The sequence below is a fragment of the Adhaeribacter pallidiroseus genome, from assembly GCF_003340495.1.
Lineage (GTDB): Bacteria > Bacteroidota > Bacteroidia > Cytophagales > Hymenobacteraceae > Adhaeribacter > Adhaeribacter pallidiroseus.
Genome location: NZ_QASA01000001.1, coordinates 1,511,435 through 1,538,234, shown reverse-complemented (window position 1 = coordinate 1,538,234; position 26,800 = coordinate 1,511,435). Strand labels below are relative to the sequence as shown.

Annotated in this window: 20 protein-coding genes; 7 read left to right on the top strand and 13 right to left on the bottom strand. The window is 43.9% G+C overall.

Features of this window, described 5'->3' with window-relative positions:
• Positions 1–10: 10 nt before the first annotated feature.
• Positions 11–1,798, top strand: coding sequence for a M2 family metallopeptidase (locus AHMF7616_RS05970; RefSeq protein ID WP_115372054.1), 1,788 nt, complete (start codon positions 11–13; stop codon positions 1,796–1,798).
• Positions 1,799–1,940: 142 nt separating this feature from the next.
• On the opposite strand, the gene AHMF7616_RS05965 is transcribed toward AHMF7616_RS05970, so the two are convergent.
• The 3 genes from AHMF7616_RS05965 to recQ all read right to left on the bottom strand — a co-directional run bounded on the left by AHMF7616_RS05965 (position 1,941) and on the right by recQ (position 5,947).
• A complete protein-coding gene (locus AHMF7616_RS05965; RefSeq protein ID WP_115372053.1) occupies positions 1,941–2,657 on the bottom strand; it encodes a pirin family protein in 717 nt (238 codons plus the stop codon).
• A 175-nt stretch (positions 2,658–2,832) separates the two neighbouring features.
• Complete coding sequence (locus AHMF7616_RS05960; protein ID WP_115372052.1) at positions 2,833–3,609, bottom strand: XRE family transcriptional regulator; 777 nt, start codon at positions 3,607–3,609, stop codon at positions 2,833–2,835.
• A gap of 205 nt (positions 3,610–3,814) precedes the next feature.
• Positions 3,815–5,947, bottom strand: a complete 2,133-nt coding sequence (gene recQ, locus AHMF7616_RS05955) for a DNA helicase RecQ (RefSeq protein WP_115372051.1) — start codon at positions 5,945–5,947, stop codon at positions 3,815–3,817.
• Positions 5,948–6,131: 184 nt separating this feature from the next.
• Between recQ and AHMF7616_RS05950 the strand changes: the two genes are divergently transcribed.
• Entirely contained in the window at positions 6,132–6,473 is a 342-nt protein-coding gene (locus tag AHMF7616_RS05950) for a four-helix bundle copper-binding protein (RefSeq protein ID WP_115372050.1), read from the top strand.
• A gap of 49 nt (positions 6,474–6,522) precedes the next feature.
• Here the strand turns inward: AHMF7616_RS05950 and AHMF7616_RS05945 are convergent, their stop codons facing one another.
• From AHMF7616_RS05945 to AHMF7616_RS05905, 9 genes are all read right to left on the bottom strand, one after another.
• The gene (locus tag AHMF7616_RS05945) at positions 6,523–6,861 is read right to left on the bottom strand and encodes a phage holin family protein (protein WP_115372049.1); all 339 of its coding nucleotides are present in this window, start codon (positions 6,859–6,861) and stop codon (positions 6,523–6,525) included.
• A 140-nt stretch (positions 6,862–7,001) separates the two neighbouring features.
• Entirely contained in the window at positions 7,002–8,096 is a 1,095-nt protein-coding gene (locus tag AHMF7616_RS05940) for an agmatinase family protein (protein WP_115372048.1), read from the bottom strand.
• 148 nt (positions 8,097–8,244) lie between these two features.
• The gene (locus AHMF7616_RS05935) at positions 8,245–8,916 is read right to left on the bottom strand and encodes a chemotaxis protein CheC (RefSeq protein WP_233507354.1); all 672 of its coding nucleotides are present in this window, start codon (positions 8,914–8,916) and stop codon (positions 8,245–8,247) included.
• 3 nt (positions 8,917–8,919) lie between these two features.
• A complete protein-coding gene (locus AHMF7616_RS05930) occupies positions 8,920–10,554 on the bottom strand; it encodes a chemotaxis protein CheA (protein WP_115372046.1) in 1,635 nt (544 codons plus the stop codon).
• A gap of 272 nt (positions 10,555–10,826) precedes the next feature.
• Complete coding sequence (locus AHMF7616_RS05925; protein WP_115372045.1) at positions 10,827–11,192, bottom strand: response regulator; 366 nt, start codon at positions 11,190–11,192, stop codon at positions 10,827–10,829.
• 63 nt (positions 11,193–11,255) lie between these two features.
• Complete coding sequence (locus AHMF7616_RS05920; RefSeq protein ID WP_115372044.1) at positions 11,256–11,768, bottom strand: chemotaxis protein CheW; 513 nt, start codon at positions 11,766–11,768, stop codon at positions 11,256–11,258.
• Between the two features lie 2 nt (positions 11,769–11,770).
• Positions 11,771–16,954 (bottom strand): HAMP domain-containing protein, encoded by a 5,184-nt coding sequence (locus AHMF7616_RS05915; RefSeq protein WP_233507353.1) that lies wholly within the window; start codon positions 16,952–16,954, stop codon positions 11,771–11,773.
• A 203-nt stretch (positions 16,955–17,157) separates the two neighbouring features.
• Positions 17,158–17,904 carry a ParA family protein gene (locus tag AHMF7616_RS05910; RefSeq protein WP_115372043.1) on the bottom strand — a complete coding sequence of 249 codons (747 nt, stop codon included), beginning with the start codon at positions 17,902–17,904 and terminating at the stop codon, positions 17,158–17,160.
• A gap of 127 nt (positions 17,905–18,031) precedes the next feature.
• A complete protein-coding gene (locus AHMF7616_RS05905) occupies positions 18,032–18,526 on the bottom strand; it encodes a SixA phosphatase family protein (RefSeq protein WP_115372042.1) in 495 nt (164 codons plus the stop codon).
• Between the two features lie 165 nt (positions 18,527–18,691).
• Between AHMF7616_RS05905 and topA the strand changes: the two genes are divergently transcribed.
• Positions 18,692–21,130 carry a type I DNA topoisomerase gene (gene topA / locus AHMF7616_RS05900; RefSeq protein ID WP_115372041.1) on the top strand — a complete coding sequence of 813 codons (2,439 nt, stop codon included), beginning with the start codon at positions 18,692–18,694 and terminating at the stop codon, positions 21,128–21,130.
• 103 nt (positions 21,131–21,233) lie between these two features.
• Entirely contained in the window at positions 21,234–21,944 is a 711-nt protein-coding gene (locus AHMF7616_RS05895; RefSeq protein WP_115372040.1) for an SIR2 family NAD-dependent protein deacylase, read from the top strand.
• 183 nt (positions 21,945–22,127) lie between these two features.
• Here AHMF7616_RS05895 and AHMF7616_RS05890 read toward each other — a convergent pair whose 3' ends face one another.
• The gene (locus AHMF7616_RS05890; protein ID WP_115372039.1) at positions 22,128–23,207 is read right to left on the bottom strand and encodes an o-succinylbenzoate synthase; all 1,080 of its coding nucleotides are present in this window, start codon (positions 23,205–23,207) and stop codon (positions 22,128–22,130) included.
• A 151-nt stretch (positions 23,208–23,358) separates the two neighbouring features.
• Between AHMF7616_RS05890 and egtB the strand changes: the two genes are divergently transcribed.
• From egtB to AHMF7616_RS05875, 3 genes are read left to right on the top strand one after another with little or no spacing between them, the layout of a single operon-like run.
• On the top strand, positions 23,359–24,630 hold the full coding sequence (egtB, locus tag AHMF7616_RS05885) for an ergothioneine biosynthesis protein EgtB (protein WP_317047588.1): 1,272 nt from the start codon (positions 23,359–23,361) through the stop codon (positions 24,628–24,630).
• A gap of 2 nt (positions 24,631–24,632) precedes the next feature.
• On the top strand, positions 24,633–25,622 hold the full coding sequence (gene egtD, locus AHMF7616_RS05880; protein WP_115372038.1) for an L-histidine N(alpha)-methyltransferase: 990 nt from the start codon (positions 24,633–24,635) through the stop codon (positions 25,620–25,622).
• Positions 25,623–25,637: 15 nt separating this feature from the next.
• A complete protein-coding gene (locus tag AHMF7616_RS05875) occupies positions 25,638–26,747 on the top strand; it encodes a pyridoxal phosphate-dependent aminotransferase (protein WP_115372037.1) in 1,110 nt (369 codons plus the stop codon).
• Positions 26,748–26,800 lie beyond the last annotated feature (53 nt).

The window sequence follows — 26,800 nt, the reverse complement described above, 5'->3', positions numbered from 1 at the left end:
TTAAAAAACTATGCAAAAATTTCTGCTTACCGGCTGTTTAGTGGCGCTGTTATGGTCTTGCGAATCAAAAAAAGATTATCAGCAGGAAACCGATACGTTTCTGCAAACTTACGCTGCCCAGTACCAAAAGCTTTATACCGTATCCAGCGAAGCAGAATGGGCTTCTAATACCAAAATCGTTGAAGGTGATTCAACCAACGCCATTGCTACCCGGCAGGCCAACGAAGCCTTTGCGGCATTTACCGGCAGCAAAGAAAATATTCAGCAAGTACAATCCTTACTGGAGCACGAAGATCAACTCAAACCTATCCAGGTTAAACAGTTAAAAGCGGCATTGCGGGCCGCTGCCAACAATCCCCAAACAGTAGCCGCGGTGGTTAAAAAACGGATTAAAGCCGAAACCGAACAATCGGAAAAGCTTTACGGCTTTAATTATAAACTGAACGGCAAATCGGTAACTACTAACCAGATTGACGAAATTTTACGTACCGAAACTAATCCGGCGAAAAGATTAGCCGCCTGGGAAGCCAGCAAAGAAGTCGGCACCGTGCTAAAGTCGGGCTTAGTTAACTTGCGCCAGCTTCGCAACGAAACCGTGCAAGCTTTAGGTTACCATGATTACTTTAGCTACCAGGCAGAAGATTACGGCATGAAGCGCGAAGAAATGATGGCTTTAATGCGTAAGATAAACCAAGAGCTAAAACCACTTTACCGCGAGTTGCACACCTATGCACGCTACGAGTTTGCCAAGAAGTACAACGAAAAGCAAGTACCCGATATGCTGCCGGCGCATTGGCTCCCGAACCGGTGGGGCCAGGATTGGAGCTCAATGATAACAGTAGCCGGCAGTAACCTGGATGCGGCATTAAAACCCAAAGGAGTCGAATGGCAAGTAAAACAAGCCGAGCGGTTCTATCAAAGTTTAGGATTTCCGGCTTTGCCCGCCAGCTTTTACACGAAATCCAGTTTGTACCCGGTACCCGCGGGAGAAAAGTACAAAAAAAACAATCATGCTTCGGCCTGGCACATGAATTTAGAAAAAGACGTGCGGAGCTTAATGAGCGTAGAACCCAATGCCGAATGGTACGAAACCACGCACCACGAACTGGGCCATATTTACTATTACCTCACGTATACTAACCCCGATGTACCCGTGTTGTTGCGGAGCGGAGCTAACCGGGCGTACCACGAAGCCATGGGCAGCTTAATGGGTTTAGCGGCCATGCAACAACCTTTTCTGGCTAATTTACAATTAGTGAATGCTAAGACTAAAACCGATCAGGTGCAAAGCTTATTAAAAGAAGCCTTAAACTACGTCGTATTTATTCCGTTTGCCTCGGGGGTAATGAGTGAATTTGAGCACGATTTATACGCCAAAAATTTAGCTCCCGCGGATTTTAACAACCGCTGGTGGGAACTGGCCCAACAATACCAAGGCATTGTACCGCCCAACAAGCGCGACGATAAACACGCTGATGCTACTACTAAAACCCACATCAACGATGATCCGGCCCAGTACTACGATTATGCCTTATCCTATGTGATCTTATTTCAATTGCACGATCATATTGCCCGAAAAATTTTAAAACAAGACCCGCACGCTACCAACTATTACGGCAACAAAGAAGTAGGAAAGTTTTTAGCCAGCATCATGCACCCGGGAGCCAGTGTTGATTGGCGGCAAGTACTCCAGGAGAAAACCGGGGAAGATTTGAGTGCCCGCGCCATGGTGGCCTATTTTCAACCTTTAATGGATTACCTTAAAGCTCAGAACAAAGGCCGGAAGTATACTCTTTAAGTAACAGGTAGCAGGTAGCAAGTATCAGGTTTATCAATTTTTTATATAAAAAAGGGTTACTACTTTAAAAAAGGGTTACTACTTCAAAAAAGTAATCCTTCGATTTAAGCCGTCTTACTACCTGCTACTTACTACCTGATACTTAATAATTAGCTTCCACGCCGGGTACGTCAATTAATATAAAGGAGCAATCCTGGCTGGCCCGAATTAAGATGGCGCTTTCGTGTTCAATGCGTAACTGGTCGTTGGTGGTGGCTTGCATCCCGTTGGCAAACAGCTCACCTTCAATAACATAAACCAAAGTTTTTCGGATTTCAAACGTTTTAAAATCAATTTCTTTATCGGCTTTCAGGTGGGCATAATAGATAGTAGAATTTGAATTCATAAAAACCACATCTTCTAAAACCTTTTGGCCCGTTACCAATGGAATTAATTCGTTTTTACTATCGGTAAAATCAATGTGCTTTTGTTCGTACGAAGGCAGTAAACCGCGCTTGTTCGGTAAAAACCATAGTTGGAACAGATGTAATTCCTCGTCGCCATTATTTCTTTCGGAATGCGTTATGCCGGTTCCGGCCGTCATGCGTTGTACATCGCCCGCCCGGATTACGGTATTGTTTCCCATGCTATCTTCGTGCGTTACTTCCCCGCTCAGCACAATTGTTATAATTTCCATTTCGGAGTGCGGATGCTTCGGAAAGCCGGAATGCGGGGCAACGTAATCGTCGTTAAAAACCCGTAAAGGACCAAATTGCATATTAGCCGGGTCGTAGTAATCGGCATAAGAAAACAGGAAATGCGATTTCAGCCAGTCAGCCGTCGAAAAGTGGCGATCTTCGGCATTAATTATTTTAACCATAGTTTTAGCAGTGTAGATATATCCGGTTTTTAATATTCTGAAATAATACTTAGATACGCGAGAATAAGTGATAAGTTAAAAAGTATCTAAAAGACCCGGGAAACCTGCATAAAATAACACAAAAAAGCCCGGCTTTTTACAAAGCCGGGCTCAAGCAATTAATGGACTGTATAGGTTATGCTTTCTTCAGTTTAATTACCTCCTGTTGCAAATCCAACACAATCGAAGTCAATTTATTTAAAGAGAAATCGGCAATCGGGAAAGTATTGCTGATGTAGGCCCGGGCTTCCCATATTTCTAAAATATCCTCCACCTGAATTTGGTACGGCGAATACGCCGGATTATCGGAATGCAGATACAAAGCCGCTTCGTTTTTCATTTTATTAAAAATCCGCTTGAAAACGACACCTTCTTTCTGACTCACAATTATAGCGGGAGTACCATCTTTAATACTGCTCCAGTCTTCGATAAACCGCCCGATAATAACCGTACCGGAAGCAATGGGCAACATGGAATCGCCGCTAATTTCAAAAGCCCGGTGGGTACCTTGGGTACTTAACATCGGTAACCGGAACCGGGGTAATTCTTCGATGAACTCCGGATCGGCATAGCCATTTAAATAACCGGCACTAGCCCGTTGCGGTACCAGTTCAATGTTTTCCTTATCATCCCGGTCAACGGTAATGGCGAGTACCCGCAGGTTGCCGCGGTTTGGTCGCTGCACTGCCATGCTGTTGGATTCCGTGCTGGTAGCGGGCAGATCCTTCGTAATTAATACATCTAAAGTAATATTAAATAACTTGGAAATATTTACTAAGGTGCTTAGTTTAGGTTCGGCTCTACCTTCTTCGTAAGCGCCAATTAAGGACCTTTTAATATTCAGCTTTTCGGCTAACTGCGACTGCGTTAAACCGGTTTGCTTTCTGAGAAATTTTAAATTAGTATTTATCATGCCTTTATCGCTGTATTTCCTTTTACGGAAATTTATTCTTTTAGACAAAGTAAATTTACTAATTTTTTTATTATTTCTAAATCATTTAGCAAATTAATTTATAACTATTTAGCTGTATTTACCTTTAGATTTAAATTATTTTAAAAAAATGAACCACCGTGTGCTCTAGAAAAGTTTAATAGGTTTAAACCCGCATTCGAACATTTTAAACGGCTTTTAATTTGCGTTTATAAACGGCCAGTGCCATGCGAATAGTATTATAATCGACGCCCCCTTCAAAATGGTCGAAGTATTCCTTGAGTTTAGCCTCCGGTCCTAGCCGCGTGATAACGGGTTCTAATTTGTAGTACTCCGGCCCCGAAATAAATTCTTTCATGTCGATGGGGTAACCTTGCTCGTACAAAGTGGCCAAATGTGAATAAATGGTTACAATATTTAAATTACGTTGCGCGGCAATTTCGTCGGGTTTAAAGCCTTGTTTGTAGGCCTCCAGGGTAACTAAGTGGGTGGCACCTTTTACTTTATGGCCTTGCTCCTGCTGGTCGGTAACAAAAGCAATTATCTCATTAATAAAAGCTTCGCCGTAGTTTTCTAACTTAACCATACCTACTCCCGAAATCGACAACATGGCCGGGCGGCTGGTAGGTTTTTCCTGGGCCATTTCACTTAGAGTGGTATCACTGAACACCACGTAAGGCGGTACGTTATTTTGGTCGGCTATTTTCTTGCGTAAGGCGCGCAAACGCTCAAACAATTCATCTTTTAAAACTTCTTTCTTACTCTTAGTTTTAACGGGCGCCAATTCTTCGGTTACAGTATTCGGCTCAAACTTAACCAAGGCAAACGGCTTACTCTGCATTAATACTTCTTTACCGGTCGGCGTAATTTTTAAGGTGTACGCATCATCGTAAGCTATTTCCAGAAGACCTTGATTAATCATTTGGTGGAGGTAGCTTTGCCAATCGTGGTACGATAAATCGCGGCCGGCTCCGTAGGTTTTAATCCGATCAAAGTTTTTTTCCAGTACCTGTTGGCTTCGCGATCCGCGCAGTACATCAATGACTAAGCCTAAGGGTGCTTTTTCTAACATGCGGGCCACGGCCGAGAGTGCTTTTTGAGCGTGCACCGTACCATCGAAAGAAGCCGGGGGATTGCGGCAAATATCACAATTGTTGCAGCTTTTTTTAAGCGTTTCGCCGAAATAGTTTAATAAGATTTTGCGGCGGCAACTGGTAGCTTCGGCGTACTGCTGCATACGCTCCAGTTTTACGAGTTGCAAATCCTGCTGCTTTTTTTCGCCTTCGGTAAGCATTTTGCGCAGATTCAGTACATCGACGTAGGAGTAAAACAACAAAGCATTCGCCGGCGCCCCATCGCGGCCGCCCCGCCCAATTTCCTGGTAATAACTTTCGATATTTTTAGGTAAGTTATAATGAATGACCCAACGCACATTCGATTTATCGATGCCCATCCCGAAAGCAATGGTAGCGCTCATAATCTGGATATTATCTTTCAGGAAAGCATTTTGGGTAGTAGCCCGCGCGTTAGCCGATAAACCGGCGTGGTAATGGGCAGCTTTATAACCCAAGGCCGTTAATTTCTGGCTAATCGACTCCGTAGTATTGCGGCTTAAACAGTAAATAATGCCCGGTTGCCCTTTATGCTGATCCAAGAAATCAGTGATTCGGTTGAACCGGTTGCGACCGGGCAAAACCGTCAGGTTAATATTAGGCCGATCGAAGGAAGAAATAAAAATAGCCGGATCCTGCAAGCGCAATTGTTCCTGAATATCTTTTTGTGTCAGGCGGTCGGCGGTGGCGGTTAGGGCTATTACCGGCACCGTGGGGAACTGTTCTTTTAAGGAACGCAACTGCGTATACTCGGGCCGGAAATCGTGGCCCCAGGCCGAAATACAATGTGCTTCGTCGATGGCAAATAAATTTATCTGTAAGCGTTTTAAAAAAGAAAAAAAGCCGTTAGATAAAAGCTTTTCCGGCGAAACGTAAAGTAATTTAATAGCCCGACCCAGGCAAGCCGTTTCGATATTATACTGCACTTCTGCCGTTTGGGTACTATTCAAAAAAGCGGCATTCACGCCGTTAGCGGCCAAGGCTTTTACTTGGTCTTGCATGAGCGCAATTAAAGGCGAAACCACCACGCAAATGCCCGGCATCACCAAAGCCGGCACCTGGTAACACATCGACTTACCGCCACCGGTGGGCATTAGCACAATGGCATCGCGATTAGTTAAAACCGTATCTATTATATCCTGCTGCATGGGCCGGAAACGGTCGTAACCAAAGTATTTTTTTAAAATTTGTTGCGCAGCTGTTATCATCTTACCTGTTTTGCTCCTCTAACAACAAATTTACGGTTTTAGATGCAAGCCTTAAAAAAAGATTTGTATCCGTTAATTAAATTAAAACAAGCTGATTTTGCGGTAGAAGTTACTTGATAAAACATGCTGGTAACAAGCGCGTACAAACAAGCCAAGATTCTCTTATCACGTAACTATAAAAACTATGAAATCAGAAGTAACTAATAACCTGGAGCATGTATTAATAAAATGCATTACGGCCTGCGAAACGTGCATGACTCTTTGCTTGCAGGAAGAACACGTGCAAATGATGGTAAATTGCATTCAACTAGACCGGGACTGCGCCGATATCTGTACTTTAACGGCCCGGTTTGTGGCACGTAATTCCCCACACGCGCCACACGTTATGCGCGAGTGCATTGAAATTTGTAGAGCTTGTGCCGCCGAATGCTCGAAGCACGATGATGAGCATTGTCAGAAATGCGCGGAAAAGTGTCAGGAGTGTGCCGATGCTTGCCAGGATTGGCTGCAAACCAAGGCGGCATAAACACAAAAGGCCCGGAATAAATTCGGGCCTTTGTTTTTTTAATTTTTAATTATTTTTTGGTTACCATATCTACTATAGAAGTAAGAATTGATAATACAAAGCTGAATATTAGCGCCCAGATAAATCCGTCCACCCTAAATCCAGCCAGTATATAATCGGCTAGCAAGATAATAAGGGCATTGATTACCAGTAAAAACAAACCTAGCGTAATAATGGTAATGGGCAAGGATAAGACAACTAAAATTGGTTTTACAATGGCGTTTAAAATACCCAGTACTAAAGCCAGTAATATGGCGGTTCCTAACCCATCAATGGTTACGCCCGGTAGAATGTAAGCCGCAATTGCTGCCGCAATGCCGGTTAAAATTAGTTTAATGATAAATCCCATAGTTTTATTTGGTTGAAGTGAACAGATTTTTAAAAATTTAATAAGCCTGGTAAAGGAGTGATTTATAATTTGCCTTTATAACTGCTACATCAAATTAGAATCGCTATACGGATAAAATCAAATTATGTACAAAGTAATCTTTACTCTCCCGGAGTTTGGGCTATTTTGTTCGATACGGCCATCCAGTTACTAAGCTGGTACAACAAGCGGGCACCTACGTTGCCATTCCAATCCGAATTACCGGGGGCTACTTCGCACAAGTCAAAACCAATAATTTCCCGGCCAGATTTTACCAAGGCTTTAATTAAGTAAACTGCTTCTTCAAATTCTAATCCGCCCGGTACCGGCGTACCGGTGGCAGGACAAAGTTTGGGGTCTAGGCCGTCAATGTCAAAGCTAATGTATACTTTGGGCGGTAACTGGGCAATAATTTTTTTGCATTGTTTTTTCCAGGTTTTGCCTTCGTACATTTCATCTTTTAAAAAAGAATCAAAAAAAGTAGAAATCCGGCCGTTGCTATGCTGAATTAACGCGTTCTCGGATTCGGCACTGTCGCGAATGCCGACCTGCACCAATTTTTTTACTTGCGGTAACTTTAAAGCATTGTACATGATAGAGGCATGCGAATACGTAAATCCTTCGTACGCTTCCCGCAGATCGGCGTGGGCATCAATCTGTAAAATACCAAATTCCTCGTGCTTTTCGGCTAAGGCGTGCAGTAAGCCTAAGGGTGAGCTGTGGTCGCCGCCTACCACCCCCACTAACTGCCCGTTATCTAAATAAGTAGTAGCTTTTTGCTTGAGCCAACTTAATAAGTTTTCGCCTTGCTCATTTACCCGGTTAAGCAAGTCCGTCACGTCGTTTTCGGTTAAAGCAGATTCGGCTCCTTCCAGGTATTGAATATACGCCGCGGTTTGTTCGCGCAAGTTTGTGCTGGTGTTGTGCCATTCCTTATCAGATGGTTCCAGGGCCAGGCCAATTTGCCAGGCATCCGGTATGGTCGGGTCATATAAATCCATTTGCGAAGAAGCAGCTTTAATGGCTTCCGGCCCCAAAGCCGTGCCGGCACTATACGAAACGGTTACTTCCCAAGGCACCGGAATTAAAACAATGGTGGCTTCCGCGGGGGTAAAAGGCAATCCGTAAATACCCGCATTGCTATCACCGACACCACTCGGGTCAAAATTTAAAATTTTATCTCTTCTGCTGGCTTCTCTGTCGGGTGCTGGCTTCATAGTTTATTTATAAAAGGTAATAAAGCTTAAAAGTAGATTACTCCGTTACGGTTAATTGGTAAATCTTAGCTATAAAATAAGATTTTTTTAAATTTTTACCTCGCTGGAGCAACTCCCACTTAAATTAAAAAAGAAAAAGAGCGTTGAATCAACGCTCTTCGTAAAATTTGTAGGAACGAATTATTTCCAGGATTTTATTAAAAGTAAGGGTATCAAAAAAGAGAAACAAAGGTAACTCTACCATGCCTTCGTGATCGGTGAAATGGGTAAGCACGGTAAAAACCATGGGCTGAAACAATGGATTAACTTCAAAAATATGATTTAAAGAATGGTTGATACCTTTAAGCGGATACAGCGGGGGCGAACCGTAAATATCGGCTTTTAAAATATTAGCCAACTGCGTTACAAAAGCACCGGTAATGATATTGCTAATTTCCAGGAGCAAAGACTCCTGCATGGGCGAGAGTGGTTTTTTAAAAGGTTCTTTTAAATTTAAACAAACCGCCGAAAGCATTTCTACGTGGTCGGTCGAGAACAGCATTAAGGTGGTACCGTTCAGATCTCCCTTAATATCAGACTGAATAATTTCGTGGGTATCCTCATACCCCGTGATAAGTTTAAAAAGCTCGTTGGCGCCAATGAGTTCCACGTCCGGTACTTTCATTAATACTTTATCTTTTGCAATTAAAGCAAAAGAATCGGCGGCCCGGGCAAGCCCAATATTAAGAATTTCCTTAATAATATCCTTTTCTAATTCGGTTACCTGTAGTTCCATGAATAAATCTATATTATGTGCCGGTAGCTTTACAGATGACGCCATGCATTATTTTTTAATAGCAAAATAACGCGTAATGGCGGGTACATCCAGCACCAGACAAACTTTACCTGTACCCAGCAACGTAACACCGCCATATATATCGATGTTATCTACGGGTTTGTTTAATGCTTTAATGACAATATCTTGTTGGCGATAGAGCTTATCTACAATTAAACCCAAGCGCCGGTTATTATACGTAACGATAATAATATTTTGTACCGATCCGTTTAACCGGTATTTGCTGCCCGGGGGCATCTTATCGGTATTGTTATTTAAAAAATCCCGCAAATAAATTATCGGGATGGATTCCTCTTTTACGTTAGCTACGAGCACGTCGCCTACTTCGTGCAATTCATCTTTATCCAACGACACCACAGAATCGGTATGCATTAAAAGAATGGCGTAATACCCTCCTTCTACCTCAAACAGTAAAGCGCCTTTTACGGCAATGGAGGTAGGCAAATGCAAGGTAAAAGTAGTGCCTTTATCTTTTGCGGATTGCACCTGGATGCGCCCGCCAATAGAATCAATGGCATTTTTAACCACATCTAATCCTACTCCCCGGCCCGAAAACTCGGTTATTTCTTTGGCCATGGAAAACCCGGGCTCAAACAAGTACGACAAAACTTCGGTCTCCCGTAAATCTTCTACGGCATCTTTGGGTAAAAATTTACGGGCTACAATGGCTTTTTTTACCGCCGGCAAATCAATGCCTTTGCCATCGTCAGCTAAGCGGATCAGTACATTATCCCGGTCACTCTGCGCCGATAAAGTAAGCGTACCTTGCAGGGATTTATTTTTCTTCAGCCGCTCGGCTCCTTTTTCAATGCCGTGCGAAATAGCGTTACGTACTAAATGCAGTAAGGAATCGGTTATGATCTGGAGGATATTCCGGTCTATTTGAATATCCTGCCCGATAATTTCGAGCTGTATTTCTTTTTGTTCGGCCTGCGCAATATCCCGCACAATGCGCGGAAATTTATTAAATAAAGAGCCCACATTTACCAGCCGCGCATCCATGACACTAAACTGAATTTCTTCGGTGATGCGGTATAAATGCGAACTTACCACTTTTAGCTCATCACTGTTCAGGTCTTTGCTTAACGAAATAATCCGGTCCCGATCAATAATTAACTCCCCTACTAAGTTTAACAGGTGATCTAATTTTTTAATCTGAATGTAAACCAGATCCGATAGCGAGATATTCCGGTCGTTAAACTTAGCTACTTTGGTAACCTCCGGAACACTGGTACCCAAACCTGGGCTAACAATTGCCTCCAGGTTACGAATCAGGTTTTCATCCGAAATTTTAAAATCCGGATCATCTACATTAGAAATCAGTTCGCCTAACAGGTCCACCCCATCAAACAACACGGTAGCTACCTCGTTTCGGAATGCTAATTCGTGTTTGCGCACTAATTCAAAAGCGGTTTCGAGTTTATGCGATAAATCAGAAATTTGCAGGTAACCGATGGCTTTAGCATTGGCTTTTAAATTGTGTAATAAACGAAATATCTCGGCGAGAATCTGATCATCTTCCGGTGTTTTCTCCAGGTTACTTAAATGCCGGTTTAAGGCATCAAAGTATTCCAGCGCTTCGGCAATAAATATTTCTTTATATTCTTGTTCTCTCGATTTCATGCGTTGTATGAAAACAACTGGGCTACACCGCAGATCTAATTACACTGCCTACGCACCGCTACTTTGTCTCCGGCTTACCGGGTGTATTCACCCATATTTGTTCCCGAATGCTTAATCATTATTCCTTAGCCAGCAACCTATTAAAACTAAATTGGTTCGTTCGATAAACTACCGCCAGCTAATTTTAGGAGTAAGACGATCAACTCAATATTGTTTCTCGTTAAAGCAAAATTTTTAAATTTTTAACATATGGCGGTCAAGTTTTTTAAAAATTAATCTTTTAAAGCTTTGGCTACGGTGTCGAGTACTTTCTCTTCGGAAAAAGGCTTTACGATGTACGAAAAGGCGCCATTTTCAACGGCTTCGTTCACAATCACTTCTTGCCCAACGGCGCTTACTATAATTACCTTCATGTCGGGCTGTTCTTTTTTTATACCTTTTAATACATCTAATCCGGTGTTATCGGGTAAAATAACATCCAGAGTAACTAAATCGGGGTTGGTTTCTCGGGCTAACTGTAAAGCAGTTTGGCCATTGGGCGCCTCTCCTACTACGTCGTAGCCCGCATCCGTTAACATGTTTTTAAGCATGGTGCGCATGTAAAAGGAATCGTCTACTATTAATATTCTTTTTTTCATTTCAAGTGTATTTATTTCTGGTGCTTTGTTAAGAGTTAGCGTGGCATAAGCCACTCTTAGCGTTTAAGCTTTTAGTTGTTCTACTTCTTCAAAAGAAAGTATTTTATGGAAATCCAGCACTATAATTAACCGGCTCCCCAGTTTGCCAATACCCTCGATATAGTTGTCGTTGATATTTAAATCCTGAATAAATGAAGGCGTTTTTTCAATGCGAGAGATAGGTAAAGTTAAAGATTGCGGTACTTCCCGTACCATTAAACCAATCGTATAATCTTTTGCTTCTAACACCAAGGTATACGTATTGCGTTTACCAGAATTTTCCACTTCCGGGGCAATCGGAGCAATTTTAAACCGCTCCTCTAAATCCATTACCGCAATAATATCGCCCCTAATATTAGCGATGCCCTTGATAAAAGGGGGCGTTTTCGGCATACGGGCGATTTCTGGCGTTAAGGTAACTTCTTTTACCTGCTCAATACGAATACCATATTCTTCAGAGCCGAGTTTAAAAACAATCAGATGTACGCTGGATTCCCGGTTTATCTCTCTTTTTTCGCTGATTTCGTCTGGCTGCATTTTTATGATTTCGGCTTATTAACCGTTTTTTTAGCCGGCATTTTCTTTATATTTTCGCCATTAACGGGCGTAGGCTTTCCGTCTTTTTTTAAATTATTATCAGGAGGCAAAACCCGCTTCGGACGGTTGTTAGGCGTAACCTCCCCGGAATTTGCCATTCCGTTAGTACGTACTAGCTGATCGCGGTGGCTCGGTAAGGTTTTAGCCGGATATATGCGGGAAGGTCGTACGGGCAGACTTTGCTGGTAGGTCCAAACCTCGTCTAACAGTTTAAAGGCCGAAATTCCTAATTGCAGATCGTCGGCAATATCGTTCAGTTGCTGGCTGGAAGCCGTCATTTCCTGCATGGAACCGGAAAGTTGCTTGGCGGTACCGGCTACTTGCTGCGTACCGGAGGCGGTTTGCTCCGCAATGGCTACTACTTCTTCCACGTATTTTACCACGTCCGAAATAGAAGCTTTTTGCACTTCCGTAGCGGTTAAGATATCCTGGGAAGTACGTAAGGTTTCGCCGCTGGAGGTAGCAATGTTTTTAAAAGCACCGGAAGCTTCGAAAGTAGCATTCTTCCCTTTTAATACCCGGCCTTCCATGGTTGAAATTGCCGCCGCGGCCGAAGAAGTATCTTTTTTAACATCGTTTACCAAAGTTTCAATTTCGCTGGCCGATTTACGGGAGCCTTCCGCCAGTTTCCGGATTTCTTCGGCTACCACTGCAAAACCACGACCCGCTTCGCCAGCCCGGGCGGCTTCAATAGCGGCATTTAATGCTAGCAAATTGGTTTGTGAGGCAATGTCGGTAATTACGCCTAAGGATTTTGAAATTTCCTGCGACCGGGTACTTAATACTTCAATGGTTTTAGCCGTTAAAGCTGCCGCAGAAGAAATTTCTTCCATGTTCTTTACCACTTCAGCTACCGTTTTTAAACCTAACTGCGACGTTTCTTCCCCCAGAATAGCGGCCCGGTTTACCACATCCGCTTTGTTGGCGGTAGCTTTGGTCGCCTTCATAATTTCTTCAATCAATTTAAAGGCTTGATCGGTCTTAAGCGCTTGATTTTGGGCACCTTCGGCCATTTGTTGCATGGCCAAAGCAACATCTACCGTAACCCGGCTCATTTCCTTCCCTTTCTCGGCCATTTCCTCTGACGAAGAACCCACGACCAAGGACGAATCGTTGATTTCGCCTAAAAGTGAATTCAGGTTCTCCACCGCCAGATTCAAAGCGTTGGACATGGAGAGCAAATCACCGGTCGTATGTATTTCTACTTTTTGCGTTAAATCACCTTCCGAAATAGCCCGCACCACCCGCGATACTTCTAATACCGGCGTTACAATGGATTCTAATAAATCGTTCAGGGTATCCACTAATTCTTTCCAGGAACCACCTACGCCATGTACGGTAGCCCGCTCCGTTAATTTTCCTTCCACCCCGGCTACCCGGGCTACTCGGCTCACTTCACCGGCTAAGCGGTTCAGGTCGTCCACCATGCGGTTGATCGTTTCGGCCAGATCGGCCACTTCGCCTTTCGCTTCTAAAATTAACTTTTGGGTTAAGTCGCCTTTGGATACTGAGGTTACAATTTTAACAATACCCCGCACCTGCGTGGTCAGATTACTGGCCATGGTATTTACATTATCCGTTAAGTCTTTCCAAACGCCCCCTACATTCGGTACAGCCGCTTGTCCACCTAGCTTACCCTCGGTACCTACTTCTAAGGCTACCCGCGTTACTTCCCCGGCAAAAATATTCAAAGAGTCCACCATTTGGTTCAGGATGTTCTTCAACTCCAGGATCTCCCCTTTCACATTTACTGTCATTTTCTGGCTTAAGTCACCTTTTGCCACCGCGGTAGCTACGTTAGCGATGTCACGTACCTGTAAAGTCAGGTTACTGGCCATGGTATTTACGTTATCGGTCAATTCTTTCCAGGTGCCGCGCACTTTCGGCACATCGGCCTGGCCGCCCAGTTTACCCTCCGTACCTACTTCGCGCGCCACCCGGGTTACTTCATCGGCGAAAATATTTAAAGAGTCCACCATTTGATTGATGTTGTCTTTGAGTTGCAACAATTCCCCTTTTACATCTACCGTAATCTTCTGACTTAAATCACCGCGCGCTACGGCGGTAGCTACGTTGGCAATATCCCGCACCTGGCTGGTGAGATTGCTCGCCATAAAGTTTACGTTATCGGTTAAGTCTTTCCAAACACCGCCTACGCTTGGTACGGCGGCCTGGCCACCCAGCTTTCCCTCGGTTCCTACTTCTAACGCTACCCGGGTAACCTCCCCGGCAAAGATGTTCAGGGAGTCCACCATTTGGTTGAGGATGTTTTTTAATTCCAAGATTTCTCCTTTTACATTCACCGTCATTTTTTGGCTCAGATCTCCCCGCGCTACGGCGGTGGCTACATTGGCAATATCCCGCACCTGGCTCGTTAAGTTAGAACCCATGGAATTTACGTTATCGGTCAGTGCTTTCCACACCCCGGCTACATTCGGCACCGCCGCCTGTCCGCCCAGCTTACCCTCGGTTCCAACTTCTAGAGCTACCCGAGTTACTTCGCCGGCGAAGATGTTCAAGGAATCCACCATCTGGTTGATGTTTTCTTTCAGCTGTAATAACTCGCCTTTTACATCCACCGTGATCTTCTGGCTTAAATCGCCGCGCGCTACCGAAGTGGCTACGTTGGCAATATCCCGCACCTGGCTGGTGAGGTTACTCGCCATGGAGTTTACGTTTACCGTTAATTCTTTCCAGATGCCCGCAACCCGGGGAACATTAGCTTGTCCGCCCAATATCCCTTCGGTACCTACCTCCCGCGCTACGCGGGTTACTTCCGCCCCAAAAATATTTAAAGAATCCACCATTTGGTTGATGTTGTCTTTGAGTTGCAACAATTCGCCTTTTACATCTACCGTAATCTTCTGGCTTAAGTCACCCCGCGCCACAGCCGTGGCGACATTGGCGATGTCGCGTACCTGGCTGGTGAGGTTACTGGCCATCGAGTTTACGTTATCGGTCAGTGCTTTCCACACCCCGGCTACATTCGGTACCGCCGCCTGTCCGCCCAGCTTACCTTCGGTTCCAACTTCTAGAGCTACCCGAGTTACTTCGCCGGCGAAGATGTTCAAGGAATCCACCATCTGGTTGATGTTTTCTTTCAGCTGTAATAACTCCCCTTTTACATCTACTGTAATTTTTTGGCTCAGATCTCCCCGAGCTACGGCGGTAGCTACATTGGCAATATCGCGTACCTGGCTCGTTAAGTTCGAGCCCATGGAATTTACATTATCGGTTAATGCCTTCCACACGCCCGCTACGTTTGGAACATTTGCCTGTCCACCCAATTTTCCTTCGGTACCTACCTCCAAGGCTACCCGGGTTACTTCGCCGGCGAAGATGTTCAGGGAGTCTACCATCTGATTCAGGATGTTTTTTAATTCCAAGATCTCCCCGTTCACATTTACCGTCATCTTCTGGCTCAGATCTCCTTTTGCCACGGATGTTGCCACATTGGCGATGTCGCGTACCTGGCTGGTAAGGTTACTGGCCATCGAGTTTACGTTATCGGTCAGTGCTTTCCACACCCCGGCTACATTCGGCACGGCCGCTTGTCCGCCCAGTTTTCCTTCCGTACCTACCTCTAGAGCCACCCGGGTTACTTCGCCGGCGAAGATGTTCAAGGAATCCACCATCTGGTTGATGTTTTCTTTCAGCTGTAATAACTCCCCTTTTACATCTACTGTAATCTTCTGACTTAAATCGCCGCGCGCTACCGAAGTGGCTACATTAGCAATATCGCGCACCTGGCTCGTGAGGTTACTGGCCATGGAGTTTACGTTTACGGTGAGTTCTTTCCAAATCCCGGCAACGCGGGGTACATTGGCTTGCCCGCCGAGTTTACCTTCCGTGCCTACTTCGCGGGCTACGCGGGTTACCTCATCCCCGAAAATATTCAAAGAATCCACCATCTGGTTGATGTTTTCTTTTAACTCGAGTAATTCGCCTTTTACATTTACCGTTATTTTTTGGGTTAAATCACCTTTCGCTACCGCCGTGGCTACATTGGCAATATCGCGCACCTGGCTCGTTAAATTACTCGCCATGGTGTTTACATTATCGGTTAATTCTTTCCAGGTACCGCCTACCTTGGGCACTCGCGCCTGTCCACCAAGTTTACCTTCGGTACCTACTTCACGCGCTACGCGGGTTACCTCATCCCCGAAGATGTTCAAAGAGTCCACCATTTGGTTGATGTTTTCTTTTAATTGCAACAGCTCGCCTTTTACATCAACCGTGATCTTCTGCGTTAAGTCGCCTTTCGCTACGGCCGTGGCGACGTTGGCAATATCGCGTACCTGGCTCGTGAGGTTACTGGCCATGGTGTTTACGTTATCGGTAAGGTCTTTCCATACCCCGGCTACGTTCGGTACGGAGGCCTGACCACCCAGTTTACCTTCCGAACCTACTTCCAAGGCCACCCGGGTAACCTCGCCGGCAAATAAATTTAAATTATCAATGGTCCGGTTAATGGTTTCGGCCATTACTTTAAAATCACCCGAAACCGGAATTTGAAAAGTTTCATCCAGGTTGCCTTTAGATATATTTTTTAAAACTTTACCAACTTCCAATACCGGTACCGCAATCGAATCTACCAAACCGTTGATGTTATTAATCATGTCTTTCCAGAAACCAGAAGCACTTTCGGCCGAAGCCCGGGCTTTTAAGTTTCCTTCTACGCCGGCTACTTTAGAAATACGGGATACTTCACCGCCTACCCCGCCAATCATCTCCACCATAGAATTATAAGCTTCGGCAATTTCGGCAAAAATATCGTCGTCTTGTTTGGTTAAACGTACCGATACATCGCCTTTTTTAAAGGCATCCAAAGCGTACAAAACCCGGTTTAATTGTTCATTCAAATAATTTTGTTCCCGGGTATCTGATCCGTCTCCGGCGGCCGAAGATTTACGAGCCGAGTTACCACCGGCGGATACACGTACGGGTTTAATCTCCCGGCCGTTTTTAGAAATACCGGGTGTACCGGAAGTTGAAACAGCCTCCTCTACAGTTTCTTTCGCCAAACTTGGATTGATTGCTAGTTCCGGCTTAGAAACGGGAGTTGTACTTTCGGGTACTTTACTCGTTTCTAGAGGAGCAATCAACTTATCTTTATTCAACTTCATGTTTTTTCCTAAAGCCATGTTGCTTATAATATATATAGTAGTAATTCAGAATATAGAATTTGCCAATTAAAACTTACTACCAGCCCGGGTAGTATTGGCAAAAGTTAAAGTTATAAATTATTTAGATTAAAAAGGCAAAAGCTAATCCGCAAAAGAGTAGTTTATCTGGTATAAAAAATCGGTGCCAGTATAAACCATGCAGTTTATTTTAAAAATTCCTTTGCTAAGGCCAAGTAATCTTGCGCACCGTTGGAAGATGGGTCATAATCCAGAATGCTCTGTCCGAAGGAGGGCGCTTCGGCTAACTTTACATTTAAGCGTATCCGCGATTCAAAGATTTTTTCGGCAATATTATCTTTTAAAAAAGATTCTATCTCGGAGCTCAATTTCCGACGCTTGTCATACATAACTACTACAATGCCTTTTACTTGCAACCTAGGGTTTAAAGATGATTTTACTTTATTAACCGTAGTTAAAATTTGGTTAAGCCCCTGCATGGTTAATACTTCCATCTGCAACGGAATTAAAACCTGGTGCGCAGCAGTAAGCGCATTTAAGGTTAAAACACTCAACGAAGGTGGACAATCAATCAGAATATAATCATAGCCTTTTACACTGGCTAATATATTTTTTAAAAAATTTTCTCTTTTGTCCTGGGTTACCAAAGAAATCTCCACGTCAACGAGTTCGGAAGAGCCCGGGGCAACAAAGAAGGTCTCGTCTTTTTGCACCAGAATTTCTTTTAGCTTCTTGGTTCCGGTAAAAGCATCCGCCAAAGTAAACTTTGGTTCCGTTATATCCAAAGAGTACGAAAGATTACTTTGCGGGTCCAAGTCAACCAAAAGCACTTTACGCCCCAATTTGCTTAATGCCCGGCCCAAGTTTATAGTGGTGGTAGTTTTACCCGTACCTCCTTTTTGATTAATAACAGATACAATCGTGGTTGCCATATATCAGGTTCGTCAATCCGCTTAAGCTGTAAAAGTCGTAGGTATAGTTAACTTTAAGCAAAAAATTTAAAAAAAGTATTCTTAGAAGTAAGCTTATGCAGCAAAAACAGTTTAAACACTCATTAAATTAATAGGCAGCCTGTAAATAAGCTTCGTAACGGATGGGGGTAGTAACTAAAATCGCCTCCCAACCCGCACATTCAAAGCTTAAATGATGGACACTTCCCGTAGGAACATTACCCTGGAAAGTACCGCTTAATGTGCTTACTACTCCCGAAACACCCGGATTATGCCCCACCAGGACTAAAGTGGTAATTTCCTGGTTTACTTGGGCAATAAAATTTAAAATTTGTGCCTCGGAGGCATTATACAGCGATACATCCGCCACAATCTTGTTTTGATTATAAGCTAATGTAGTAGCAATAATGGAAGCGGTACTACGAGTACGTTGCGCCTTGCTACAAACAACCAAGTTTGGTTTAACGGCCAACTGTTGCAGCCAGTCTCCAGCTCGCTCGGCTTCTTTTATGCCTTGTGGTGTTAACTGCCGTTCAAAATCTGGCTGATTAAAAGTAGGATTTTGGGCCTGCGCGTGCCGGCATATAAATAAGTGGTATAGCATAAGGGCTATTGAACTTGTAACATCTGGATTGGGTTGTAAAAATACATATTGATCTTATTTATTACTAAACAGTCATCGGGCAAAGAAGCGGCATTTGATACTATTGTGGAAAAAATAATCATCTTTGCGCTAAAATACGGCTTTTAAGCCAAGTTAAATTATAGAATGGTTAAGAACTTAGTTATTGTGGAGTCGCCGGCCAAGGCAAAAACGATAGAAGGGTATTTAGGAAAAGATTATATTGTAAAATCCAGCTTTGGTCACGTGCGCGATTTACCGAAAGATAATAACGCGATTGATATCAAAAATGGCTTTAAACCTACTTACATTGTTTCGGCGGATAAAAAAGACGTAGTAGCGGAATTAAAAAAGTTAGCTAAAGAAGCCGAAATGGTTTGGCTCGCCTCGGACGATGACCGAGAAGGAGAAGCTATATCCTGGCATTTGTCCGAAGCGCTTAACCTAAACGATAAAAAAACCCGGCGCATTGTTTTTCGGGAAATCACCAAGAATGCTATTCTCAACGCTATTGAATCACCGCGCGGCATCGACATTGACCGGGTAAATGCCCAGCAGGCCCGGCGCGTGTTGGATCGCCTGGTAGGCTTTGAATTATCACCTGTCCTCTGGAAAAAAATTAAGACCGGTTTATCCGCGGGCCGGGTGCAATCGGTAGCGGTGCGCCTGGTGGTAGAACGCGAACGGGAGATTGATCGTTTTAAGGCTGATTCGGCTTTTAAAGTTACGGCCCTGTTTACCGTTGATGGTAAAAAACTGGAGGCAGAGCTACCTACGCGGTTTAAAACACAGGCCGAAGCCGAGGCTTTTTTAGAAAAATGCAAAGGCGCCACCTACACCATTGATAATTTAGAGAAAAAACCTTTAAAAAGATCACCGGCCGCTCCTTTTACTACCTCTACGTTACAACAGGAAGCCAGCCGCAAATTAGGCTTTTCGGTAGCGCAAACCATGACGGTTGCCCAGAAATTATACGAAGCGGGTAAAATATCGTACATGCGTACCGACTCGGTAAACTTATCGCAAGATGCTATTGCTGGTGCTACGGCCCGTATTACCGCGGCTTTCGGGGAAGAATATGTAAAAGTAAGGCAGTATAAAACAAAATCCCAATCGGCGCAGGAAGCGCACGAAGCTATAAGGCCTACGGATTTTTTCGCGAAAGAAGTTTCTTCGGACCGGAATGAACAACGCTTGTACGAGTTAATCCGGAAGCGCGCCATTGCTTCGCAAATGGCCGATGCCGAAATCGAAAAAACCACCGCTACTATTGGTATTTCCACGGTTAAAGAAAAGTTTGTAGCTACCGGCGAAGTAGTAACGTTCGAAGGCTTTTTGAAAGTATACATTGAGTCGAAAGACGACAGCGAAGTGCCAGAAGAAGATGAGCATGACATGCTGCCTCCTTTAACTGTTGGCCAGCAATTAGCCGTACAACGAGTTTTAGCGACGCAACGGTTCTCCCGGCCGGCTCCCCGCTATACCGAAGCCAGCTTAGTAAAGAAATTAGAAGAAATGGGTATTGGCCGACCATCCACCTATGCTCCTACTATTTCAACCATCCAGAAACGAGGTTACGTAGAAAAAGATAATCGCGAAGGAAAAGAACGGGCTTTCCAGGTTTTAACCTTAGTGAACGATACTATTTCCACAGCATCTAAGAAAGAACTCGTGGGAGTAGAAAAAGCTAAGCTTTTCCCGACGGATACCGCCATGGTGGTGAATGATTTTTTGGTAGAGTATTTTCCGAGCGTGATTGATTATTCCTTTACCGCCAAGGTAGAAGAAGAGTTCGACCAGATTGCGGCGGGTACCAAAGCTTGGGATAAAATGATTGAACATTTTTACACGGGCTTTCACGAAACCATTACTTCCAGCCAAAATGTGGAACGTTCGACTATTAGCGGGGCTCGGGAATTAGGCGTGCATCCAGATACTGGCAAAAAGATCACGGCCCGACTTGGCCGTTTTGGGCCATTTGTGCAAATGGGCGAAGAAAACGAGGATACCAAAGAAAAACCGGTATACGCGAGCTTGCGGAAAGGGCAATTTTTAGAAAATATTACCTTAACCGATGCTTTAGATTTATTTAAATTGCCCCGCATAGTTGGTACCTTCGAAGACAAAGATATGACGGCCGCTATTGGTCGATTTGGTCCTTTTATTCGGCACGATAATAAGTTTTATTCTTTACCCAAAACTTTAGATCCTTACACCGTAAATTGCGAAGAAGCCGTTAATCTGATTCAGGCTAAACGGAAAGCGGATGCCGAAAAATGCATTAAATCGTTTACCGAAAATCCGGAGGTGCAAGTATTAAATGGCCGGTTTGGTCCGTACATTGTGGTGGGTAAAAAAAATGTTAAAATCCCGAAAGATAAAATTCCGGCTGATTTAACTCTGGAAGAATGTTTAACCCTGGCGGAACAAACCCCTGATAAACCGGCTCGGGGCGGATTCAAGAAAAAAGTTGAAACAACTGCCGATACCCCGGCCAAAACAACTAAGAAAAAAGCACCGGCTAAGAAACCCGTAGCCAAAAAAGCAAGTACAAAAAAAATGGCTGCTACGGACAAGAAGAAATAAAAAATACATTACACACAAAAAAGCGAAGTAGGCCAAAGTGCTTACTTCGCTTTTTTGTTTCAGCCAGCACATCTTAAACATAAAAAAATTTAAAAAGCAGGCTATGCGCAAAAAAGTAGTGGTATTAACCGGAGCCGGAATTAGTGCCGAAAGCGGCATTGCTACTTTCCGGGATTCTAATGGCTTGTGGGATGGCCACGAAGTAATGGATGTAGCCTCGCCGGAAGGATGGCGCCGCAATCCGGAATTGGTACTAAACTTTTACAATGAACGTCGCAAAAACGCGCACCAAGTTAAACCTAATCCCGGGCATTTGGCTTTAGCGCATTTAGAAGATAAGTTTGATGTTACCATCATCACCCAGAACGTAGATGACTTGCACGAACGAGCCGGCTCTACCAACGTGGTACATTTACACGGCAAATTATTTGAATCGCGGAGTACCGTAGATGAAAACTTAGTGTACCCCATTACTGGCTGGGAATTAAAAAAAGGAGATTTGTGCGAGAAAGGATCGCAGTTACGGCCCAATATAGTTTGGTTTGGAGAGATGGTTCCCATGATGGAAGTGGCCGTGGCGGCAACCCAGGAAGCAGATATTTTTATGGTGGTGGGTACCTCTCTGGTGGTTTACCCAGCCGCTGGCCTAATTGACTATGTTCCCAGAGGCATACCCGTTTACGTGATTGATCCCAATCTGCCACCCGTGGCAAAAAGACCTAACCTGCATTTAATTGCCGAGAAGGCCAGCACCGGTGTACCTAAAGTAACGGCTTTACTAGAAAAAGAAGCCACGACAGGTGAGCCAAAATAAAAATCTTCTCTTATTCAGTGGGTTTATATGAAATTCTCTTAATAACTAATCTTCCTGGATTTTTTAAATTTTAAAATTTTTAACGATATAATATATAGCTCTGCTAATCAACAGTATATTCGTATTCAGCTAAAGCAACAACACAATTGAATCTAAGGCTAATGGCTTTTTAAATATTCCTGGTTAAGGCAGGTTATCCCAAGAAGTTGCGGCATCGTAATACAGTTTGCCGGCTTGTATCCGTAAGGGCGAGTTTATGTTGTTGGTGTATAATTGCCCGGTTCCTAAACCTTGCTCCCGCTTTAAGGTATACGCTGCGGTGAACTGACTGATGGCATTCAAACCAATATTCGACTCCAGGGCGGAAGTAATCCACCAGTCAATCTTTTGTTCTTCGGCTAAATATATCCACTCTTTAGTAGCCTTCAATCCACCCAGTAAAGTCGGTTTTAAAATAAGGTAAGCTGGTTTAATTTCCAGTAGCAATTGCTGTCGGGCAGCCGGGTTGGTTACACCAATTAACTCTTCATCCAGGGCCACCGGGATAGGTGAATGCTGGCATAATTGCGCCATAGCTTCCGGTTGTTGGGGTTTAATGGGCTGTTCTATGGAATGAATGGCGTACTCGGCTAATTGTTCTAATTTGTTTTGGGCTTCTTCAGAAGTAAATGCCCCATTAGCATCCAGGCGGATCGTTAAGGTATCGGCGGCAGCTACTTCCCGGATTTGTTGCAAAATGGCCAATTCGGTTTTAAAGTCTAAACTACCAATTTTTAATTTTAGGCAAGAATAACCCTCTTGTAACTTCTTTTCTATTTGCTGCTGCATAAAAGCTTTCTCCCCCATCCATATCAAACCGTTAATCGGAATGCCAGCTTCGGAACGGGAGAAATAGTTATCGAACAATTTTTTACTGCCATGTTTTCGCCAATCCAACACTGCTGTCTCAAACCCAAATTGCAGAGAAGGCCAAGCCGGAATATTAAATTTTTGGTTTAAGTTATACGCATTAACACTTTCACTATCAATAGCTTTTCTGTTAAACCTTGTAATCCATTCTTGTAACTGCTCAGCAAATTCAGGATTATATTCGGGACTAAGGCCTGGCAAAGGAGCACACTCGCCCACACCTACTATTTGGGGCTGCTGCGTATCCCATACTTTAATATAATACACTGCGTGTTGCTGCATAGCTCCCCGGGAAGTACGGGCATCGAACTTAAATTGTAATACATGCTTTTGTACAGAACCTTGAAGCGGCATAATCTTTAAATATACTTTTAATTAACAGAAATAATATGTTGTTTTAGCCAGCAAAGATAACTTAAACCGATGCGGGAAGATAGTTTAATTCAGGAGGGTAAACTTTTACCCGGATTAAAAGTTATACCTGCAAACCTTTTTCCTGAATGATATGATGCCAGTTGTTGCTGTAGAAACGGAAACATTATTATCACGTTTTTTACATATCCGAAACCAAACAGAAGTTTTATGCCGGCCGCTTTTACCGGAAGATACAGTGGTACAACCCATGGTAGACGTGAGTCCGCCGAAATGGCACCTGGCGCATACCAGTTGGTTTTTCGAAACTTTTATTTTGCAAAAGTATTTTCCGGATTATCACGTATTTCATAAAGATTACAACTATTTGTTCAATTCATATTACAACTCTATTGGTAGCCGGGTTTTGCGGCAAGCCCGCGGTACTTTATCCCGGCCACCGCTTCAGGATATTTACGAGTACCGGGCCTATGTAAACGAGCATGTATCCGTTCTGTTTTCTAAAATAAACGAGCACCATTTAACCGAAATGTGGCCCGTGTTTGAGCTGGGTTTGCAGCACGAACAGCAACACCAGGAGTTACTCGTAACCGATATTAAGTATATTTTAAGTACAAACCCCTTAGCGCCAGCTTTACTGCCGCCACTTTCCAAATCAGAATTGTTCTCGGTAAATTTACCCGAACCGGAATACTTGTCCGTAGCAGCAGGTTTGTATACCATTGGGCATACTGGTCCGGATTTTTGCTTTGATAATGAACTTGGGGCGCATCGGGTGTGGCTCGATAGTTTTTTGTTCCGGAACAGTTTGGTAACCAACCAAGAATATTTGCAGTTCATGGAAGCTGGCGGATACCAGAATTTTAAATTTTGGCTGCACGAAGGCTTTGACCTGGCCCAACAAGAACACTGGGCGGCTCCCCTATACTGGGTAAAACAGCCAGATGGTTGGTACCGGTTTACCTTACATGGTTTGCAACCAGTTAACTTACAAGCACCAGTTACGCATATCAGCTTTTACGAAGCCGATGCCTATGCTAATTGGGCTGGCCAACGCCTACTCACCGAGTTTGAATGGGAAGTGGGTGCCCAGCAATATTCTCCTGATCTAGCATCAGGAACCTTTTTAGAAGACGGACTCTACGATCCGCAGCCGAGCCCAGGCCAAACGCAGTTACTAGGTGATGTATGGGAATGGACTTACAGCGCCTATTTACCTTTTCCCCGGTTTAATAAAGCCGAAGGAGCATTGGGGGAGTACAATGGTAAGTTTATGATTAACCAAATGGTTTTACGCGGTGGATCTTGCGCTACGCCTCGTAGCCATATTCGCTCCACTTACCGTAACTTTTTTCACCCGGATAAACGCTGGCAATTTACCGGCATTCGGCTCGCCCATAAATAACGATGAAAACCGAAATCTATTCGCCTGCTTTGTCGCTTTCCACTGCTGCAAAAGATCAGTTTGCCCACGATATTATTGCGGGCTTGTCTCAAAATCAAAAAACGTTATCGTCCAAGTATTTCTACGACGGCATGGGCAGTAAGCTCTTTCAGCAAATAATGGAGTTGCCGGAATATTATTTAACGCGCACGGAAACCGAAATATTTACCACGCAAAAAGCAGCCATTATCGCTGCTTTCAGCGCTGCTACACCTTTTGATTTAGTAGACTTAGGCTCCGGAGATGCGGCTAAAACTAAAATATTGCTGCGGGCCATGCGGGAACGAGCGGTTGATTTTACTTACGTACCCATTGATATTTCGCCGGACGCCGTGCAGGAATTACAACAAAGCTTAGCGGCTGAAATGGTTGGCTTAGCAGTAGCACCCTTAACCGGCGATTATTTTAGAGCGTTAGAACAACTGCAAACCCAGTCCTCTAACCGCAAAGTGCTTTTGTTTTTGGGATCTAATATTGGCAACTTTCCTTATCCGGAAATTAAAGTTTTTTTAAAAAAATTGCGGCATTACCTTGTACCTGGCGATCAAATATTGATTGGTTTCGACTTGAAAAAAGATCCGCGCATTATCCGGGCAGCGTACGATGACGCCGCGGGCGTAACCGCCGCTTTTAACTTTAACTTACTGCGCCGCATTAATCAAACTTTTAGCGGTAATTTTAAGTTGCCGCTGTTTAAACATTTTGCCGAGTACAACCCTGCTTCCGGCGAAATGAAAAGTTACTTAGTAAGTACTATAAACCAACAAATTATCCTGCAAGATTTAAATTTTAGCTTTAAACTGCAAGCCTGGGAAGCCATTCACACCGAGTCTTCATATAAATTCTCGGAAAAGCAAATTCAGGAATTAGCACGCGAGGCAAATTTAGAGATGCAAGTTTTATTTACGGATGCTCAGCGTTATTTTGCCGATATTATATTTAACGTTAGTTAGGCCATTAGCTGCTTTATGGAAACCATAAGTTTAGCCTCGGGGGCTGCTTACTTTGCCCCGGCCGAAATAGTGCAACAAGCCGCTATCCGGGCTATTCAACAAGGTCAGACTACCTACGGACCAACAGAAGGTTTACTGGAGTTAAGACAGGCTATTGCGGAACGTTACCAGGTACTTAATAATGCACAAGTATCGCCGGATCATATTATTGTAACGGCTGGCGTAAAGCAAGCTATTTTTAATCTTTTCCGGACGGTACTGCAACCGGACGATGAAGTAATTGCCCCAGTGGCCAATTGGTTTGGCTTTCATGAACTAATTGAGGAGGTAAAAGCCAAGCTTGTTACTTTACCCACAGCGCCCCAAAATAATTATTCTATTGCGGCGGATAAGTTGGCTCAGTTGATAACGCCTAAAACCAAGGTATTTATTTTGTGTAATCCAGGCAATCCAACGGGCCGTATTTACTCTAGTGCCGATGTAGCTGCTATGCTGGCGGTGTTAGAAAAGCATCCGCAGGTACTTGTTTTATCCGACGAAATCTACGACCTGGTAACCTTTGCCGGCCGGGTGCCCTCTCTAGCGGAGTTTCCAGATCTACATAACCGTTATGTAGTGGTAAATGGGTTTTCTAAATCCTTTGCCATGTCGGGTTGGCGAATCGGCTACCTAATAATACCGCCGGCCTACTACGACGCTTGTTATAAATTTCAGCAAACTACCATTGGGGGGTTGAGTCCGTTTACGCAAACTGCTGCCGCCGTAGCTCTACAAAACTATCAGCAAGTTCTGGCTCCCATGCACGAGGTACTTACCCAACATCGGGAATTTATATGTGCAGCGTTGCGGCAAATTGGTAATATTACCTTCAACGAGCCCGAAGCTACTTACTACGTTTTTGCTGACTTCAGTGCTTTCCTCCACAAAAAACGCCCGGATTCCGGGAAAATTATAAATACAAGCCTTGCTCTAAGTCAGTATTTAAAAAATGAGTTTGGCGTTGAGATACTAGCGGGTGATTATTTTGGTGCTCCTGGTTTTGCCCGGATCTCTTTTGCGATACCATTCGACTGGTTACAAGAAGCTATGAAACGGCTGAAACACGGCTTACAAGGTTTGAAATAAGTTTAGCGATCGTAGGGGCCAATGTCAGTTATCCGGTATTTATCTTAATTTTG